This is a genomic window from Bacillus sp. FSL K6-3458 (assembly GCF_038005045.1).
Lineage (GTDB): Bacteria > Bacillota > Bacilli > Bacillales > Bacillaceae > Bacillus > Bacillus altitudinis.
In genome coordinates this window covers 178,720-196,825 of the sequence record NZ_JBBOSI010000001.1, presented here as the reverse complement: position 1 = coordinate 196,825, position 18,106 = coordinate 178,720, and the positions used below count along the sequence as shown (strand labels likewise).

Below are 18,106 nucleotides of genomic sequence, written 5' to 3'. Positions count from 1 at the left end.
CATGTCACCTGTGCCTAAAATGAAGGAGGCCAATCAAATGAAATTAATTGTTGCCGTTGTACAGGATCAAGATAGCAGCAAGTTATTGAAAATATTGACCGAACATCAATTCGGCGTGACAAAATTAGCTTCGACTGGTGGATTTCTAAAGTCTGGGAATACGACTTTTATCATTGGTTGCGATGATGTCCGAGTGGATAAAGCGTTACAGCTAATCAAGGAAAATTGCCGTAAACGTGATCAAATGATCGCGCCTGTATCACCAATGGGTGGAAATGCAGATTCATATGTACCATACCCTGTTGAGGTTGAAGTTGGTGGAGCTACCGTCTTTATTCTGCCAGTTGAACAATTTCATCAATTTTAAGGATGGGTTGCTGTGAAAATTAATCAAGATATGCGGCTGCTTTTAGAAAAGCGTGAACTTCAAGCGATGAAAGGAAGCCAAACTTCAGCATCGTTTAAATCATCGATGGAGACACAAAGTGGAAAAATGCGTTTAGAGCAGCTGACAGTCATGCTGAGCGATATCGAAGTCTTCGGCAAGAAACTGACAAAGTCACGAAACCTTAAAGATTTGGCTAGGTTTAAAGGACTTGTGAAACGCTTTGTAAAAGAAACAGTCGATAATGGATTAAATATAGAGACATCAAGGAGCTTTGACATTTATGGCAACACACGAACACTCGCTTTAGTCAAAGCATTAGATGAAAAGCTGATTGAGTTAACAGAGGATATGATGAATCAAGAGAAACCCTCGATTGATTTGCTTGAACGTATTGGAGAAATAAAAGGTTTATTGATTAACCTTTACACATAGAGAGTGATAACATGGCAATTAGCTGGGATGACATGAATGATCTACAGCCGCGCGTCATGCGGCTGATTTTTAATAGTATTGATAAAGACCGACTGGCTCATGCTTACTTATTTGAAGGAAAAAAAGGGACAGGAAAGCTAGATGCTGCGATGCTTTTAGCGAAGAGCTTTTTTTGTTTGGAAGCAGGAGTGAAACCATGCGAGTCCTGTCAAAACTGCAAAAGAATTCAGTCTGGCAACCATCCAGATTTACATCTAGTGCAGCCTGACGGTCAATCAATTAAGAAGGCGCAAGTGCAGGCCTTGCAGGAGGAATTTACAAAAGCAGGCGTAGAATCGCATCGGAAAATGTATATCATTCTCCATGCGGACAAAATGACGGTCAATGCTGCGAACAGTTTATTAAAGTTCCTAGAGGAGCCCAACCGGGAAACGATGGCAGTTTTAATCACTGAACAATCGCATAAAATGCTGGATACGATTATTTCAAGATGTCAGATGCTTAGCTTTCAGCCGCTGCAGCCGCAATCTTTGGAGCAGCAGCTTTTACAAGAAGGCGTGTCTCAGGATCTCGCAAGGCTTTTGTCGAATTTAACCAATAATTTAGCAGAAGCACTCGAATTAAGTCGAAATGATCAGTTTGCAGAGTCTAGAGCGAAAGTGATAAAATTGTATGAAGTCTTACACCAGCGAAAAGAACATGCATTTTTTTATATACAAGATCAATGGATGCCTTTTTTCAAAGAGAAAGACCTTCAAGAAACTGGTCTTGATATGCTTTTATTTATATATCGTGATGTATTGTCGATTCAAATAGGAAATGAAGATAAAGTCATTTATCAAGACTTATTCCAGACAATGAAGCAGCACGCGCTGCATTCCACACAGCAGATGGTGACGAATCAGATCCTTGCTGTATTAGAAGCGAAAAAGAGACTTCAATCCAACGTGAATGCCCAAGGGCTAATGGAGCAATTGGTGTTGATGTTGCAGGAGGGATAAGCTTGTACAACGTAATTGGTGTTCGCTTTAAAAAAGCGGGCAAAATCTATTATTTCGATCCTAATGGATTTCATATAGAAAATGATAGTTGTGTCATTGTAGAAACAGTCAGAGGTGTTGAGTACGGGCAAGTGGTCATCGCTAATAAAAAAGTAGATGAACACGATGTGGTTCTCCCTTTGCGCAAGGTGATTCGCGTCGCAGACGAACGAGACCGGCTCATCGTTGAGGAGAACAAAGAAGCAGCGATGGCAGCCTTTGACACATGTCTTCAGAAAGTAAGTGAACACGGCCTAGAAATGAAGCTGGTCGATGTTGAATTTACATTCGACCGCAACAAGGTCATCTTCTATTTTACAGCGGATGGCAGAGTAGATTTCCGTGAGCTGGTCAAGGATCTTGCATCTATTTTTAAGACGAGAATTGAACTTCGTCAAATCGGTGTAAGAGACGAGGCAAAAATGCTAGGCGGCATTGGTCCGTGTGGCCGTATGCTTTGCTGTTCAACTTTCTTAGGAGATTTTGAACCTGTGTCCATTAAAATGGCAAAAGATCAAAACCTCTCGTTAAACCCTACCAAAATTTCAGGGCTTTGCGGTCGTTTGATGTGCTGCTTGAAATATGAGAATGATGAGTACGAAACAGCAAAAGAACAATTACCGGACATCGGTGAAACGATTCAGACGTCTAATGGCTCTGCAAAGGTAGTAGGGCTTAATATTTTAGAACGAATTTTGCAAGTTGAATTAACCGGGCAAGAAAAAGTGATAGAATATACTTGGGAAGAATTAATACAAGAAGGCGTTGTATCTGCACAAACAACTGAGTAACGAGGTGTGCCACCTTGGATAAAAAGGAACTATTTGATACGGTGATTAATTTAGAAGAACAAATCGGTTCTCTTTATCGCCAGCTAGGTGATTTGAAAAATCATATTGGTGAAGTGATTGAAGAAAATCATCAGCTGCAGATGGAGAATCAGCACTTGCGTGAACGTCTGGATCAATCCGATCGAGATAAATCGTCTGAGGCAGAGCATGATTCTGCCCAGAAGCCAAGTCATTCTGATATAGGAGAAGGTCATGATAACCTAGCTCGTTTATATCAGGAGGGCTTCCATATTTGTAATGTACATTATGGGAGCATTCGGAAAGAGGGAGACTGTTTGTTCTGTCTGTCATTTTTAAATAAAAAATGAGAAAAGGCTTCCGCTGAATCGGGAGCCTTTTTCACAGGAAAAGAAAGGATACATCATGGTTTCGTTAAGAGAAGATGAACGTTTAGACTACTTGCTTGCAGAAGACATGAAAATTATTCAAAGTAAAACGGTGTTCGCCTTTTCATTGGATGCAGTGTTATTAGCAAAATTTGCGTATGTGCCGATTCAAAAAGGGGAGATTATTGATCTTTGTACGGGAAATGGCATTGTTCCATTGCTGCTTTCGACGAGATCTAAAGCCTCTATTACAGGGGTTGAAATTCAAGAACGCCTGTTTGATATGGCAAAGAGAAGTGTGGCGCATAATCAACTGGAGCAGCAGATTGAGTTGATCCATGGTGATTTAAATGATATGCCTAAACGGTACGGAAACCACAAAGTAGACGTGATTACTTGTAATCCGCCATATTTTAAGACTCCTTCTAAGGATGAAATCAATGAAAATGAGTATTTGGCGATTGCACGTCATGAGATTCATTGTACATTAGAAGATGTCATTCGTGTTTCTTCCACTTTGTTAAAGCAAGGAGGCAAACTGGCAATGGTTCACCGCCCTGGACGGCTGCTTGAGATTGTTGAAATGATGAAGAAATATCGAATTGAGCCAAAACGAATTCAATTTGTATATCCGAAACAGGGAAAAGAAGCGAATACCATTTTAGTGGAAGGGATGAAAGATGGAAAACCGGATTTGAAAATCCTCCCGCCGCTTTTTGTTTATGGAGAAGACCAAGAGTATACAAAAGAAATCAGGACGATACTGTATGGAGAAGCATAGTCATTATTTCTATGTATTGAAATGTGCAGATGGCAGTTTGTACGCTGGGTATACAAATGACTTACAAAAAAGGCTGACTGCCCATAATAGTGGGAAGGGTGCAAAGTATACGAGAGCTAGACGGCCGGTGGAACTCTATTACCACGAATGCTTTTTAACCAAAAGAGAAGCCATGCAACAGGAATATCGTTTCAAAACGTGGACACGTCGAAAAAAGGACATGTATATAGAAGAAAAGCGAATCAAAAAGGAGGCGGCACATGAAAAAGACACAGAAAAGCTTTGATGGTCAATCAGAAATGGGGATTCTTTATCTCGTACCAACCCCGATTGGAAACTTAGAAGATATGACGTTTCGAGCGATACAAACGTTAAAAGATGTAGACTATATTGCCGCAGAAGATACGAGACAAACGAAAAAGCTTTGTCATGTCTATGAAATTGATACCCCATTAACGAGTTATCATGAACATAACAAAGATAGCAGTGGTCACAAGTTAATCGAATGGTTAAAAGAAGGAAAGAACATTGCACTCGTGAGCGATGCCGGTTTACCGACGATCTCTGATCCAGGAGCCGAAGTGGTTCGCGACTTTACGAACATCGGAGGCTATGTCATTCCGTTACCTGGTGCAAATGCAGCACTTACGGCGCTCATTGCGTCAGGAATCGCACCTCAGCCATTTTTCTTTTACGGTTTTCTTGATCGTCAAAAAAAGGAAAAGAAAAAACAGCTGGAAGCATTGAAGAAACGCCAAGAAACAATTGTTTTCTATGAAGCGCCCCATCGGTTAAAAGAAACGCTGACTGTGATGAAAGAAGTGTGGGGGAACCGGAATATTGCCATTACGAGAGAACTGACAAAGAAATTTGAAGAGTTCATTCGTGGAGATTTAGAATACGCGCTGGCTTGGGTGACAGAACAACAAATCCGTGGTGAGTTCTGTCTCGTCGTACAAGGAAATGATCAGGATGAAGAAGAACTGAATGAAGAAGCTTGGTGGAATTCTTTATCTGAAAAAGAGCACGTGATCCATTACATAGAGGAAGGGTTAACGTCAAAAGAGGCTATTAAACGTACTGCGGTCGAACGTGGTGTGCCAAAGCGAACGATCTATGATGCGTATCATATTGAACAATAAAGAAAGGTTCTTGCAAACGGTGCAAGAACCTTTTTATATAAAACTTATTTTTGTGATTGAAGTTGGTTTTGGATTTCGTTAATGATTTGCTCTGCACCTTCACGGCTAAGAACTAATTTACCATTAGCAAGTTTAAGGTTATCGTCTGATACTTCACCTGTTACTTGGCAAGTCATGTTTGGTTTATATTTTTTTAGGATAATTTTTTCATCATCAACATAAATTTCCAAAGCGTCTTTTTCTGCGATTCCTAACGTACGGCGAAGCTCGATTGGAATCACCACGCGTCCTAATTCGTCAACTTTACGTACAATACCTGTAGATTTCATCTTCATTCTCCTCCCAAAAAGTTCTTATTCTTAATATAATATTATCTTCGTCATTATTCGACAAATTCCTTACATTCCTAGCATAACAAGGTTTCCATAAATCGTCAATCATTTTGTTTACTATTGTTTGTAAAATATGACTCTTAAAGTCAAAGGACCTTGAAACTACCGGTGTATAAGGATTTTTCAGAATTTATCTATAAAAATATGAAAAATGACGATAACAGATTAACAAGACTTTTGCCCTAATTTAGCCAATTGTAAATCTGGAAATAGATTTCATACGACAATATTCGACAAAATGTCGAGCGGTTTGTCGTTTTTTTCGAAAAACTCATCTTTTTCGTTCATTTCAATCTGTTCTATGTATATATGCTTGATCTTAAAGGCTAAGATGGTATCATAGAGAAAGCACAAGTGCAAAACATAATGAAATGATCTGACACATTTTAATGAAGTATGATGACCGCTCTCGTCCATTGGGCGGGAGTTTTTGACATTTACACACAAGCAGGAGGTTCCGACATGCCGGAAAAGAAAAAAACGTTTTATCTGACTACACCAATTTACTATCCGAGCGGAAAATTACATATTGGACATGCTTATACGACAGTGGCAGGGGATGCCATGGCTCGATATAAACGTCTGCAAGGCTATGATGTGATGTATTTAACGGGTACAGATGAGCACGGACAAAAAATTCAGCAAAAAGCTGAAGAACAAAATATTACACCGATTGAGTATTTAGATCCGGTCGTTGCTGACATTAAATCATTATGGAAGAAACTCGACATTTCAAACGATGATTTCATTCGTACAACGGAAAAAAGACATACGAAAATCATTGAGCAAGTCTTCCAAAAGTTGCTTGATCAAGGAGATATTTATTTAGATCAATATGAGGGCTGGTACAGTATTCCTGATGAAACATTCTATACGGAAACACAGCTTGTTGATGTTGAGCGAAATGAGAAAGGGGAAGTCATTGGAGGGAAAAGCCCAGACAGTGGACATCCTGTTGAATTGATTAAAGAGGAATCATACTTCTTCCGTATGAGTAAGTATGCAGATCGCTTACTAGACTATTACGAAAAGAACCCGTCGTTCATTCAGCCTGAATCAAGAAAGAATGAAATGATTAATAACTTCATTAAACCGGGGTTAGAGGATTTAGCTGTATCAAGAACAACCTTTGATTGGGGCATTAAAGTACCTAATAATCCGAAGCACGTCATCTATGTATGGATTGATGCGTTATTCAACTACTTAACAGCGATTGGCTACGGAACCGATCAAGATGAAAAATATAAAAAATATTGGCCTGCCAACGTACACCTAGTTGGGAAAGAAATTGTACGATTCCATACAATTTACTGGCCAATTATGCTGATGGCACTTGATCTGCCACTGCCAAAACAAATTTTTGCACATGGCTGGCTGCTCATGAAAGATGGCAAAATGTCTAAATCAAAAGGGAACGTAGTAGATCCTGTTACGTTAATTGATCGCTATGGTCTTGATGCTCTTCGTTATTACCTGCTACGCGAAGTCCCATTTGGTGCAGACGGTGTGTTTACACCAGAAGGGTTCGTGGAACGTGTAAACTATGACCTTGCCAATGATTTAGGGAACTTACTTAACCGTACAGTGGCGATGGTGCAAAAATACTTCGACGGTACATTAAGCAGCTATAAGGGACCAGTCAATGAGTTTGATGAGGAACTAAAAGCTGTAGCTGAACAAACGGTGAAAGCTTATGAAGAAGCGATGGAGAACCTCGAATTCTCGGTGGCTCTTTCAAATGTTTGGACATTAATCAGCAGAACGAATAAATATATTGATCAAACAGCTCCTTGGGTATTAGCGAAGGATGAAACAAAACGAAAAGAACTGCATTCTGTGATGTACCATTTAGCAGAATCACTTCGAATCACAGCTGTATTGTTAACACCATTCTTAACAAAAACACCTGAGAAAATCTTCTTCCAGCTTGGAATTGAAGAAGAGAAACTCAAAAGCTGGGAAAGCATTCTTTCTTTCGGTGCGATTCAAAAAGCGACGGTACAAAAAGGTGAGCCATTGTTCCCTCGTTTAGAGGTTGAAGAAGAAGTGGCATACATTAAAGAGAAGATGCAAGGAAGTGCGCCTAAGGTAGAAGAAGAGTCAGTTGAAATAGAAGAAACTGAATTACCTGAACTGGGTGCCGAAATTGCCTTCGATGATTTTTCGAAAGTTGACCTTCGTGTAGCACAAGTATTGGAAGCAGCACCAGTGAAAAAAGCTGACCGTCTCTTAAAGCTTCAGCTTGATTTTGGATTTGAAAAGAGACAAATTGTCTCAGGGATTGCCAAGCATTATCAACCAGAAGAATTGGTAGGGAAGAAGCTCGTGTGCGTAGCGAATCTCACACCAGTTAAACTAAGAGGGGAAATTTCCCAGGGAATGATTTTAACTGGAGAAACTACTGGTAAATTGCAGGTTCTTGAAGTAGATCAATCTTTAGCAAATGGAACGAAAATTTTATAATTTAACAAAGGTGTTCCACGTGTAACATTTCGTCGAACACCTTTTGTTTTTCAGAAGAATTGTCGAAAGGAGCAATCAACCATGTTATTTGACACACATGCCCACTTAAATGCTGAACAATATAATGAAGACTTAGAGCAGGTGATTGAAAGAGCCAAAAGTGAAAAGGTAGAGAAGATTGTGGTGGTCGGGTTTGATCGTCCAACCATTACGAGAGCGATGGAGCTAATTGAAGCATATGATTTTATGTATGCAGCCATCGGCTGGCATCCTGTTGATGCCATTGATATGACAGATGAAGATTTGGCTTGGATCAAAGAATTATCTCAGCATGAAAAGGTTGTTGCCATTGGAGAAATGGGTCTAGATTACTATTGGGACAAGTCGCCAAAAGATGTGCAAAAAGAAGTCTTTAGACGTCAAATTGCTCTTGCAAAAGAAGTGAATCTGCCAATTATCATTCATAACCGTGACGCTACGGAAGATGTAGTGACGATCTTAAAAGAAGAAGGAGCGGCAGAAGTCGGAGGAATTATGCACTGCTTTACTGGCAGCCTCGAAATTGCAAAAGCGTGTATGGAAATGAACTTTTATATCTCATTCGGTGGACCTGTGACATTTAAAAATGCGAAAAAACCGAAAGAAGTTGTCAAGGATATTCCAAGTGATCGTCTTCTGATTGAGACAGACTGCCCGTATTTAACTCCAGCGCCATTTAGAGGGAAACGAAATGAGCCGAGCTATGTGAAATATATCGCAGAACAAATTGCTGAATTGCGAGAAATAAGCTTTGAAGAGCTTGCTGCATTGACAACAGAAAATGCGAAAAAAGTTTTCCGTATAAACTGACAGTATATGATGTCAATCCTTGTTTAAGCTTGTCCAATTGTGAAACATAACGAAAAAGTTCTACACGTTTGCGCCTCCTCATAGGATAAGTTGTCGATAAGTCTTTCTTCCCTTCCTTCCAAAAATCTCCCATAATAGGTTTACAATCGAGCATTTTTGTACAGTGGGTGGAAGGGTTGACAGGTTTTGAGATACTCTATATAATCTCTCCGAGGAGAAGGAGGCGTTTTTCATCGTACAAAAAATGAAAAATCTGTTTTCTGTCAAGCTAGGAAAAGGCAAGGTTTTATTTCTAGTCGCTTGCTTGCTTTTAGCTGGAACTGGGACGGCTTACGGTGCGCATGAGCTCACTAAGCAGTCTATTACCATTTCAATCAATGGCAAAGAGAAGACAATTCGTACACATGAAGAGACAGTAGCACAGCTGCTTTCAGACCTTGGAATAAGGACCAGGGCGGAGGATCATATCTCTCCAAGTCTAAATACAAAGATTCAAGACAACATGAACATTGTGTATGATGCGGCTATACCGGTTCATCTCACCCTAGATGGGAAAGAGAAAACGATATGGACAACAGATCAGACGGTTGGAGCATTATTGAAGAATGAGAAGATAGATATCGGGAAGCACGATCAAGTAACTCCAGGAAAGAATGACAAGATTAAAAAGAATATGGATCTTGTGGTTCAGCAGGCCTTCCAGGTCAGCTTAAACGATGGAGGAAAGGATAAGAAAGTGTGGACCACTTCGACTACGGTCGCTGACTTTTTAAAGCAACAAGAGCTGAAGCTCAAGAAGCACGATAAGATCAAACCTGCGTTACATAGTCACCTTTCTAAAAAAAGCGCAGATGTGAAGATCACTCGGGTGGAAAAAGTCACCGATGTAGTGGAAGAGAAAATTGCTTTTGATACCAAACATAAAAAGGATCGATCTCTTGAAAAAGGAAAAGAGAAGGTGCTTGAAAAAGGTGAAGAAGGTAAATTAAAGAAGCACTATGCCATTGTGAAAGAAAACGGCAAAGTGGTGTCTAAAGAATTAATTAAAGAGGTTACTGCAAAAGACAGTAAGGATCGTTTAGTGGCCGTTGGTACACAAGTGTCCAAGAAAGAACCTAAAGCGTCCCCTGCGGTTTCAAGAAGTAATGAATCGTCAGGAAAAGAGTTCTATGTGACGTCCACAGCCTATACAGCGGGCTGTGCTGGATGTACGGGCAGAACGTCTACAGGCTTTAATTTAAAAGCAAATCCAGGTGCAAAGGTCATAGCAGTTGATCCGAGTGTCATTCCGCTGGGCTCTAAAGTGTATGTGGAAGGCTATGGGTATGCCGTTGCATCAGACACTGGATCTGCTATAAAAGGGAATAAAATTGATGTGTTCGTCCCAAGTAAGTCGGCAGCTTATCAATGGGGAAATAAACGAGTGAAAATTAGAGTGCTCAAATAAACACATCAAATCATTTATATGAACAGAGGGCTTTGCGTACCCTCTGTTTTTTTGGTTATAATAGAAGCACTGTTTTCTAATTAATTAGACGCAAAAACAGCAAGGAAGGTTTCATTTTTTGACAAAAAAATGTAGATTGTTTTTGCAAGCGGAGGAATACATGAAAATCAAAGAAATCATTGTGGTGGAGGGTCGTGATGACACTGCTAGAGTAAAGATGGCAGTTGATGCAGATACGATTGAAACGAATGGATCTGCCATTGGCGATACAGTCATTCAACAAGTGCGTCTTGCTCAGGAGACGAGGGGGGTTATCATTTTAACTGATCCTGATTTCCCTGGGGAAAAGATCCGTAAAACCATCGCAGAGGCTGTCCCTGGCTGTAAGCACGCCTTTTTACCAAAACACCTTGCGAAAGCGAAGCGGGACAAAGGAATTGGTGTCGAGCATGCTTCCTTGGATAGTATTCGAGAATGCCTTGCTCATGTCCATGAGGAAATGGAAGAATCAGAAAGCGAGATTACGTTAGACGATTTATTTGACGCAGGCCTTATCGGAGGCGAAGCATCAAAACGCCGCCGCGAACGATTAGGTGTGCTTTTAAATATAGGATATACAAATGCGAAGCAGCTGCAAAAGCGTCTTCACATGTTCCAAATAACGAAAGAGGATTTTATTGCGGCCTTAAAGACCGTCATGCAGGAGGAAGCCGATGAATAAAGATATTGCGACGCCCATCAGAACGAAGGAAATACTGAAGAAGTACGGTTTCTCTTTTAAAAAGAGCTTAGGGCAAAACTTTTTAATTGATACGAATATTTTAGATCGCATTGTCGATCATGCAGAGATAACGGATGAGACCGGTGTGATTGAAATTGGCCCTGGTATCGGTGCGTTGACTGAACAGCTCGCCAAACGGGCAAAGAAAGTCACGGCTTTTGAAATCGACCAGCGCCTATTGCCGATTTTAAACGATACCCTTTCTCCATATGATAATGTCACCATTATTCATCAAGACGTATTGAAGGCAGATGTAAGAAAGGTGATTGAAGAACAATTTGCTGACTGTAAAGAAGTAATGGTCGTAGCAAACCTTCCTTATTATGTGACGACACCAATTATTATGAAATTGCTTGAAGAAAACCTTCCATTGAAAGGAATCGTTGTCATGCTGCAAAAAGAAGTAGCAGATCGCATGGCTGCTGTTCCTTCATCAAAAGAATACAACTCTTTGTCGATTGCAGTGCAATTTTATACAGAAGCGAAGACGGTCATGGTTGTGCCGAAAACGGTTTTCGTCCCACAACCAAATGTGGATTCAGCGGTAATCAAACTAACTGTTCGTGAAACGCCTGCGGTCTCAGTAGACAATGATACGTTTTTCTTTCAACTGATTCGTGCGAGTTTTGGCCAGCGCCGGAAGACATTGATGAATAACTTGATGAACAATCTGCCAGATGGCAAGAAACATAAAGCCATCATTGAAGAAGCCCTTGTAACAGCTGAGGTTGATGGGAAACGTCGCGGTGAATCATTGTCAATCGATGAATTTGCCCGTTTGTCCAATGTTTTACACAAAGCCCTTTCATAAGGGCTTTTCAGCGTGTAGACAAACCCTCGCATTCGGTGTCAGTCCTGCGCGCTGGTGCTCACGAATGTCAAATTCGCTCCGCGCCAGTACTCGTCCTTCCTAGACTGCAAAGGTTTTCTATCACGCTGAAAAGAAGACAAAGCTCTTTCATAAGGGCTTTTTTCTTTTGGTTTTCACCACTTCACCTGTTCAGGCATAGGCTAGAAAGAACAACACACCTGAAAGAAAAACAAGTGTAGCGTAAGACGATACCAACAGGATAAGAGCCTGATTGTGGAGTGAAAAGCATGCAATTTCAAATAGGAGATATGGTGACGAGGGCATCCTATCAGATGGATATTATGTTTCGTATCATTCGAATTGATGAGACAGACCAGCACGAAGCCACCGCCATTTTGCATGGGAATGAAGTGAGGCTGATTGCCGATGCGAAAATGTCAGATTTGGTCTTGATTCAAAAAGAGGAGCAGCTGACAAGAGAGAAGGACGATGAACGGAAAATTAACGAATCGCTCGACTTACTCAGGCAAGATTATCAGCTGCTTCGTGAAAAACAAGAGTATTATACGTCTGGACAATATCAGCATCAGGAGCAGTATTTTCATATGCCCGGAAAGGTTCTGCATTTAGATGGAGATGCTTCATACTTAAAGAAATGCTTAGATGTATATGAAAGAATCGGTGTACCTGTGTATGGTGTGCATTGCCACGAGAAGAAAATGCCAAGCATGATTGATTCATTAATTGATCAATACCGGCCTGATATTTTGGTCATCACAGGACATGATGCGTATTCTAAACAAAAGGGCGGTGTACACGATATCGGTGCATATCGTCATTCTCGTCATTTCGTTGAAACGGTTCAAAAGGCAAGAAGGAAGGTTCCGCATTTAGATCAGCTCGTGATCTTTGCAGGTGCCTGCCAATCTCATTTTGAATCATTAATTCAAGCAGGTGCTAATTTTGCAAGCTCACCCTCACGTGTCAACATTCATGCACTTGACCCCGTCTATATTGTTGCCAAGATCAGCTTCACTCCATTTGTAGATCGAATCAACGTGTGGGATGTGCTCCGAAATACGCTGACGAGAGAAAAAGGTCTCGGAGGGATTGAAACAAGGGGTGTTTTAAGGGTAGGTATGCCATATAAAAGAGACCATGAATCGACATAACCCGACTGATTTCAGTCTGGTTTTTTTTATGCTCAAAAAGAAATTTCATATGAATACATAATTCACCGGAATTTGAGAAAAATAGGGAGGAGAAAAGGTAGAAGTTTGTCAAAATTATTTTGTTGACAATGGCTCGTGTTGGTTGATATAATTTAATTTTTATTTGACAAAAATGGGCCGTTGTTGTATAATTATCTCAGTGAGGTGGATGCAATGGCGAAGACTTTGTCCGACATCAAAAGATCGCTTGATGGTAACTTAGGTAAACGTTTGACGTTAAAGGCTAACGGAGGCCGCCGAAAAACAATTGAGCGTTCGGGCATTTTAGCTGAAACGTACCCTTCTGTTTTTGTGATTCAATTAGATCAAGATGAGAATTCGTTTGAAAGAGTTTCTTACAGTTATGCAGATATACTGACTGAGACGGTCGAATTAACGTTCGATGATACCGCTAGCTCAGTCGCCTATTAATGGGCAGTGAACTTTTTGTTTACTGCTTTTTGTTTTGCCTTTTTTTCTGTATGGGAGGCTGTCCATTATTTGAAAGGGGTAAAAGGCAGGAATCGATGCAAAATAAGAAAGCCACAAATGAGTGGCGATGATTCGAATTCTCGACCAAAGGGGCTGTTTCGTTTGGGTAGACGCCGAGGCATTATGTCAGATGAGTTCAAATACGAGCTGGCGAAGGATCTTGGATTTTATGATACCGTCAAAAATGGAGGCTGGGGAGAGATTCGTGCGCGTGACGCAGGAAATATGGTCAAGCGTGCCATTGAATTAGCTCAACAGCACATGGCTCAAGAAGAGAATCAACGATAAAGAAATGATCAGGGATACCTCGGGTGTCTCTGGTCTTTTTTGCTTGAAAAAGTGAGTGTGCTGGGGGCAAAAGCCAATATTCATCAGATCCATCAAATGTGATACAATATTGATACTTATGTTTAGATGGAGAAGTAGGTGAAATGTTTGCGTATTTTAGAAAAAGCACCGGCAAAAATTAATCTCTCACTTGATGTTCATGGAAAGAGACCGGATGGATATCACGAAGTGGAGATGGTGATGACAACAATAGATCTTGCAGATCGACTAGAGCTGACGGAGCTGGACAAAGACGAAATCCGTGTATCATCTCATAATCGTTTTGTGCCAGATGATCAACGGAATTTGGCTTATCAGGCAGCTAAATTATTAAAAACAAAATTCGGTATTCAAAAAGGCGTATCGATTGTCATCACAAAAGCAATTCCCGTCGCAGCAGGTTTAGCTGGAGGCAGCAGTGATGCCGCAGCAGCGCTTCGCGGCTTAAACCGTTTGTGGAAGTTAAATCTCACGTTAGATGAACTAGCTGAGCTTGGAGCGGAGATCGGCTCAGATGTCTCTTTTTGTGTACACGGAGGGACAGCGCTAGCGACAGGACGTGGAGAGAAACTAAAGCATATTGCGACACCGCCGCATTGCTGGGTGATTTTAGCGAAGCCGGTGATTGGGGTATCTACAGCTGAGGTCTACAGACAATATGACGCAAGCAAAGTAGAACACCCAAATGTACAGCGTATGATTGAAGCAATTGAAGCGAAAGATTATAAAGAGATGTGCGGCTCACTCGGTAATGTGTTGGAATCTGTGACATTAAAAATGTATCCGGAAGTCGATATGATTAAGAGACAGATGAAGCGTTTCGGAGCAGATGCTGTATTAATGAGCGGCAGCGGGCCAACTGTATTTGGCTTGATTCAATATGAATCGAAGGTACAAAGAATATATAACGGACTGAGAGGATTTTGTGATCAGGTTTACGCTGTCCGCATGATCGGCGAACAAAATACCCTTGATTAAATCCGTATATTAAGTTATATTATTCATAAATTATTCGGGTTCTGGGGGTAAGTTCATGAAGTTTCGTCGAAGCGGCAGATTGGTGGACTTAACAAATTATTTGTTAACCCACCCGCACGTACTAGTACCTTTAACTTTTTTTGCAGAGCGATATCAATCTGCGAAGTCCTCTATTAGTGAAGACTTAACGATTATCAAACAAACCTTCGAACAGCAGGGAATAGGGACTTTACTTACTGTACCTGGCGCTGCTGGCGGAGTGAAATATATTCCAAAGATTCATCTAAAAGAAGCAGACGAAGTCGTCAACGATATCGGAGAGGCATTATCAACTCCTGAACGTGTGCTTCCTGGCGGCTATTTATATTTAACTGATGTTTTAGGCAATCCATCGATTCTTGCGAAAATCGGTAAGCTTTTTGCGACCATTTTTTCGGATCGACCGATTGATGTTGTCATGACTGTTGCGACGAAAGGTATTCCGATTGCCTATTCTGTTGCAGGTTATTTAAATGTGCCTGTTGTGATCGTTAGAAAAGATAATAAGGTAACTGAAGGATCAACTGTGAGTATTAATTATGCATCAGGTTCTTCTAACCGAATTCAAACCATGTCACTTGCAAAGCGGAGCTTAGATAAAGGATCCAATGTGTTGATTATTGATGACTTTATGAAAGCAGGCGGAACCATTAATGGCATGATGAATCTGCTAGAGGAATTTAATGCAAATGTTGCAGGGATCGGTGTTTTATTAGAAGATGAAGGCGTAGATGAACGTCTTGTCGATGAATATGTATCGCTTTTAAAGCTTTCAACCATTGATATGAAGCAGAAAATCATTGAGATTAATGAAGGCAATTTCCACGAGTTTTTTCATTCGAAAGCTTAAGCTTTGATCAAACATGTATTTGAATGGGAGAGATTGATATGACAAAAGTTGTTCAAACCAAAAACGCGCCAGCAGCCATTGGACCTTACTCTCAAGGGATTATCGTCAATAACATGTTTTACAGCTCAGGGCAGATTCCGTTAACGCCAGCTGGAGATTTTGTGAATGGAGATATTAAAGAACAAACACACCAAGTGTTTCATAATCTTAAAGCCGTCCTTGAAGCAGCGGGTGCTTCCTTTGAAACAGTCGTGAAAGCAACGGTTTTCATTAAAGATATGGAACAATTCGCTGAAGTGAATGAAGTGTACGGTGAATACTTCCATACACATAAGCCAGCTCGTTCATGTGTAGAAGTAGCCAGACTTCCAAAAGATGCACTTGTAGAAATTGAAGTTGTGGCATTAGTGAAATAAACAGGCCATCTCTTTGGAGACCGTTTGGTTTCATTATATGTATGAAAAGGCATCGTCATGATGTCTTTTTTCACGCAACCGATGTAAGCGTCGTCATTAAAATGACAAAAAATGTATAAATATCCCGATATTTCAAAAAAAGTTTAAAAAAAGAGCAGGAGAATCACCACAATCGTTGAATACCTAATTAATGCTTTTATATTGGGAAAAGGTGGTGAACTACTGTGGAAGTTACTGACGTAAGATTACGCCGCGTGAATACCGATGGTCGCATGAGGGCGATTGCATCCATCACGCTGGACCACGAATTTGTTGTTCATGATATTCGTGTGATTGATGGAAACAATGGCTTGTTTGTTGCAATGCCTAGCAAACGTACGCCTGATGGAGAGTTTCGCGACATTGCACATCCAATTAATTCAAGCACTCGGGGTAAAATCCAAGATGCTGTTTTAAATGAGTATCATCGCTTAGGCGAAGAGGAAGAGACAATTGAATATGAAGAAGCTGGAGCTTCTTAAAGATATGTGAACCTAAAAAGACAGCTTTAAGAGAAAATGAATGTTTTCTTTTAAATGCTGTCTTTTTTGCGTTTTTTCTCTTGTTCCTTATGTCTCCCGTTCATTAGAAAATTAATGCACTTCCTCTTGTATCCTTGAAATCAGTCCTTATTTAGGATATATTTTTCTATGGATAATAGGGATATTGGAGGCCAATCAATGGATAAGCGGTTCGCAGTGATTTTAGCAGCGGGAAAAGGAACAAGAATGAAGTCAAAGTTATACAAAGTACTTCATCCAGTTTGCGGAAAGCCAATGGTCGAGCATGTGGCAGATCAAGCGTTAAAGCTATCTTTAGCCAAGCTTGTGACGATTGTCGGTCATGGAGCAGAGGACGTCAAGAAGCAGCTTGGGGACAGAAGTGAATATGCACTTCAAGAAGAACAGCTGGGAACAGCACATGCCGTCAAACAAGCCAAATCGTTCCTCGCGCAGGAAAAGGGAACAACCATTGTCATTTGTGGAGATACACCATTATTGACAGCGGAAACAATGGAAGCCATGTTAAGCGAGCATCAAAAACAACAAGCGAAAGTCACGATTTTGACAGCACACGCGGATGATCCAACAGGTTATGGACGTATTCTTCGTGATGAAACAGGTGCTGTAGTAAAGATCGTTGAGCATAAAGATGCAAATGATGCTGAACGTCAAGTGAATGAAATTAATACTGGGACCTATTGCTTTTCAAATGAAGATCTCTTCCGTGTGATTGAGCAAGTGTCAAATGAAAATGCACAAGGTGAATACTATTTGCCGGATGTCATTGAAATTCTAAAGAATGAAGGACAGACGGTTGCAGCGTATCAAACACCACATTTTGAAGAAACACTTGGAGTCAATGATCGTATCGCTCTATCACAAGCAGAGCAATTCATGAAGCGACGTATTAATCATCAGCATATGAAGAATGGTGTAACCTTGATTGATCCTGAGAACACGTATATCTCACCAGATGCAGTCATCGGTGAAGATACAATGATTTATCCTGGGACGATCATCAAAGGGAATGTAAAGATTGGTGCAGATGCCACAATCGGTCCGAACACTGAAATTGTTGATAGCGTAATTGGAGATCGGACAGTCATTAAGCAGTCTGTTGTCTGCGATAGTGAAGTTGGGGTAGATGTGACAATTGGACCGTTTGCTCATATTCGCCCGTTGTCGAAAATTGGCGATGAAGTGAAGATCGGAAATTTTGTCGAAATCAAGAAAACAGTTTTCGGTGACCGAAGCAAAGCGTCTCATCTAAGCTATATTGGAGATGCAGAGGTCGGAACGGATGTAAACCTTGGTTGTGGATCTATTACAGTTAATTATGATGGGAAGAACAAATTCTTAACGAAGATTGAAAATGGCGCATTTATTGGCTGTAATTCAAATCTCGTTGCACCAGTCACTGTCGGAAAAGGGGCATATGTTGCAGCCGGTTCAACGGTTACAGAAGATGTACCGCAGGATGCATTGTCTATTGCTAGAGCAAGACAAGTCAATAAAGAAGATTATGTGAAAAATATTCATAAAAAATAA

General features: G+C 40.6%; 22 protein-coding genes. 21 read left to right on the top strand and 1 reads right to left on the bottom strand.

Features of this window, described 5'->3' with window-relative positions; genetic code table 11:
* Window positions 1-37 precede the first annotated feature (37 nt).
* From MHH23_RS01155 to rsmI, 8 genes are read left to right on the top strand one after another with little or no spacing between them, the layout of a single operon-like run.
* Window positions 38-367 carry a cyclic-di-AMP receptor gene (locus MHH23_RS01155; protein WP_012008640.1) on the top strand — a complete coding sequence of 110 codons (330 nt, stop codon included), beginning with the start codon at window positions 38-40 and terminating at the stop codon, window positions 365-367.
* 12 nt (window positions 368-379) lie between these two features.
* Window positions 380-820, top strand: a complete 441-nt coding sequence (locus MHH23_RS01150) for a YaaR family protein (RefSeq protein WP_008341898.1) — start codon at window positions 380-382, stop codon at window positions 818-820.
* Between the two features lie 11 nt (window positions 821-831).
* Window positions 832-1,821 carry a DNA polymerase III subunit delta' gene (gene holB / locus MHH23_RS01145; RefSeq protein ID WP_024719351.1) on the top strand — a complete coding sequence of 330 codons (990 nt, stop codon included), beginning with the start codon at window positions 832-834 and terminating at the stop codon, window positions 1,819-1,821.
* 2 nt (window positions 1,822-1,823) lie between these two features.
* A complete protein-coding gene (locus MHH23_RS01140; protein WP_024719352.1) occupies window positions 1,824-2,651 on the top strand; it encodes a PSP1 domain-containing protein in 828 nt (275 codons plus the stop codon).
* Window positions 2,652-2,665: 14 nt separating this feature from the next.
* Window positions 2,666-3,019: a DNA replication initiation control protein YabA gene (yabA, locus tag MHH23_RS01135; RefSeq protein WP_007496228.1), complete on the top strand. Its 354-nt coding sequence runs from the start codon at window positions 2,666-2,668 to the stop codon at window positions 3,017-3,019.
* Window positions 3,020-3,074: 55 nt separating this feature from the next.
* The gene (locus MHH23_RS01130; protein WP_017359328.1) at window positions 3,075-3,818 is read left to right on the top strand and encodes a tRNA1(Val) (adenine(37)-N6)-methyltransferase; all 744 of its coding nucleotides are present in this window, start codon (window positions 3,075-3,077) and stop codon (window positions 3,816-3,818) included.
* Window positions 3,805-4,104, top strand: a complete 300-nt coding sequence (locus tag MHH23_RS01125; RefSeq protein WP_019744059.1) for a GIY-YIG nuclease family protein — start codon at window positions 3,805-3,807, stop codon at window positions 4,102-4,104. The genes MHH23_RS01130 and MHH23_RS01125 overlap by 14 nt, the downstream gene beginning before the upstream one ends.
* A complete protein-coding gene (rsmI, locus tag MHH23_RS01120) occupies window positions 4,079-4,960 on the top strand; it encodes a 16S rRNA (cytidine(1402)-2'-O)-methyltransferase (protein ID WP_284725962.1) in 882 nt (293 codons plus the stop codon). The genes MHH23_RS01125 and rsmI overlap by 26 nt, the downstream gene beginning before the upstream one ends.
* A 44-nt stretch (window positions 4,961-5,004) precedes the next feature.
* Here the strand turns inward: rsmI and MHH23_RS01115 are convergent, their stop codons facing one another.
* On the bottom strand, window positions 5,005-5,295 hold the full coding sequence (locus MHH23_RS01115) for an AbrB/MazE/SpoVT family DNA-binding domain-containing protein (protein WP_087975202.1): 291 nt from the start codon (window positions 5,293-5,295) through the stop codon (window positions 5,005-5,007).
* A 519-nt stretch (window positions 5,296-5,814) separates the two neighbouring features.
* Between MHH23_RS01115 and metG the strand changes: the two genes are divergently transcribed.
* The 13 genes from metG to glmU all read left to right on the top strand — a co-directional run bounded on the left by metG (window position 5,815) and on the right by glmU (window position 18,106).
* A complete protein-coding gene (gene metG, locus MHH23_RS01110; protein WP_135009444.1) occupies window positions 5,815-7,815 on the top strand; it encodes a methionine--tRNA ligase in 2,001 nt (666 codons plus the stop codon).
* An 81-nt stretch (window positions 7,816-7,896) separates the two neighbouring features.
* Window positions 7,897-8,664, top strand: coding sequence for a TatD family hydrolase (locus MHH23_RS01105; protein WP_017359325.1), 768 nt, complete (start codon window positions 7,897-7,899; stop codon window positions 8,662-8,664).
* Window positions 8,665-8,908: 244 nt separating this feature from the next.
* Window positions 8,909-10,111: a G5 and 3D domain-containing protein gene (locus tag MHH23_RS01100; protein ID WP_007496219.1), complete on the top strand. Its 1,203-nt coding sequence runs from the start codon at window positions 8,909-8,911 to the stop codon at window positions 10,109-10,111.
* 160 nt (window positions 10,112-10,271) lie between these two features.
* A complete protein-coding gene (gene rnmV, locus MHH23_RS01095) occupies window positions 10,272-10,832 on the top strand; it encodes a ribonuclease M5 (RefSeq protein ID WP_008341876.1) in 561 nt (186 codons plus the stop codon).
* Window positions 10,825-11,703 carry a 16S rRNA (adenine(1518)-N(6)/adenine(1519)-N(6))-dimethyltransferase RsmA gene (gene rsmA, locus MHH23_RS01090; protein WP_008341873.1) on the top strand — a complete coding sequence of 293 codons (879 nt, stop codon included), beginning with the start codon at window positions 10,825-10,827 and terminating at the stop codon, window positions 11,701-11,703. The genes rnmV and rsmA overlap by 8 nt, the downstream gene beginning before the upstream one ends.
* A 287-nt stretch (window positions 11,704-11,990) precedes the next feature.
* Window positions 11,991-12,875, top strand: coding sequence for a sporulation peptidase YabG (yabG, locus tag MHH23_RS01085; protein ID WP_007496216.1), 885 nt, complete (start codon window positions 11,991-11,993; stop codon window positions 12,873-12,875).
* A gap of 213 nt (window positions 12,876-13,088) precedes the next feature.
* Window positions 13,089-13,346 carry a biofilm formation stimulator Veg gene (gene veg, locus MHH23_RS01080; RefSeq protein WP_003217979.1) on the top strand — a complete coding sequence of 86 codons (258 nt, stop codon included), beginning with the start codon at window positions 13,089-13,091 and terminating at the stop codon, window positions 13,344-13,346.
* A gap of 162 nt (window positions 13,347-13,508) precedes the next feature.
* Window positions 13,509-13,694 carry a small, acid-soluble spore protein, alpha/beta type gene (locus MHH23_RS01075; RefSeq protein ID WP_017366434.1) on the top strand — a complete coding sequence of 62 codons (186 nt, stop codon included), beginning with the start codon at window positions 13,509-13,511 and terminating at the stop codon, window positions 13,692-13,694.
* A 147-nt stretch (window positions 13,695-13,841) separates the two neighbouring features.
* Complete coding sequence (gene ispE, locus MHH23_RS01070) at window positions 13,842-14,711, top strand: 4-(cytidine 5'-diphospho)-2-C-methyl-D-erythritol kinase (protein WP_340960123.1); 870 nt, start codon at window positions 13,842-13,844, stop codon at window positions 14,709-14,711.
* Window positions 14,712-14,766: 55 nt separating this feature from the next.
* A complete protein-coding gene (gene purR, locus MHH23_RS01065; RefSeq protein ID WP_007496210.1) occupies window positions 14,767-15,600 on the top strand; it encodes a pur operon repressor in 834 nt (277 codons plus the stop codon).
* A gap of 38 nt (window positions 15,601-15,638) precedes the next feature.
* Window positions 15,639-16,016 (top strand): 2-iminobutanoate/2-iminopropanoate deaminase, encoded by a 378-nt coding sequence (ridA, locus tag MHH23_RS01060; RefSeq protein ID WP_008341860.1) that lies wholly within the window; start codon window positions 15,639-15,641, stop codon window positions 16,014-16,016.
* Window positions 16,017-16,240: 224 nt separating this feature from the next.
* Window positions 16,241-16,537, top strand: a complete 297-nt coding sequence (spoVG, locus tag MHH23_RS01055; RefSeq protein ID WP_008357439.1) for a septation regulator SpoVG — start codon at window positions 16,241-16,243, stop codon at window positions 16,535-16,537.
* A gap of 198 nt (window positions 16,538-16,735) precedes the next feature.
* Window positions 16,736-18,106 carry a bifunctional UDP-N-acetylglucosamine diphosphorylase/glucosamine-1-phosphate N-acetyltransferase GlmU gene (gene glmU, locus MHH23_RS01050; protein ID WP_340958726.1) on the top strand — a complete coding sequence of 457 codons (1,371 nt, stop codon included), beginning with the start codon at window positions 16,736-16,738 and terminating at the stop codon, window positions 18,104-18,106.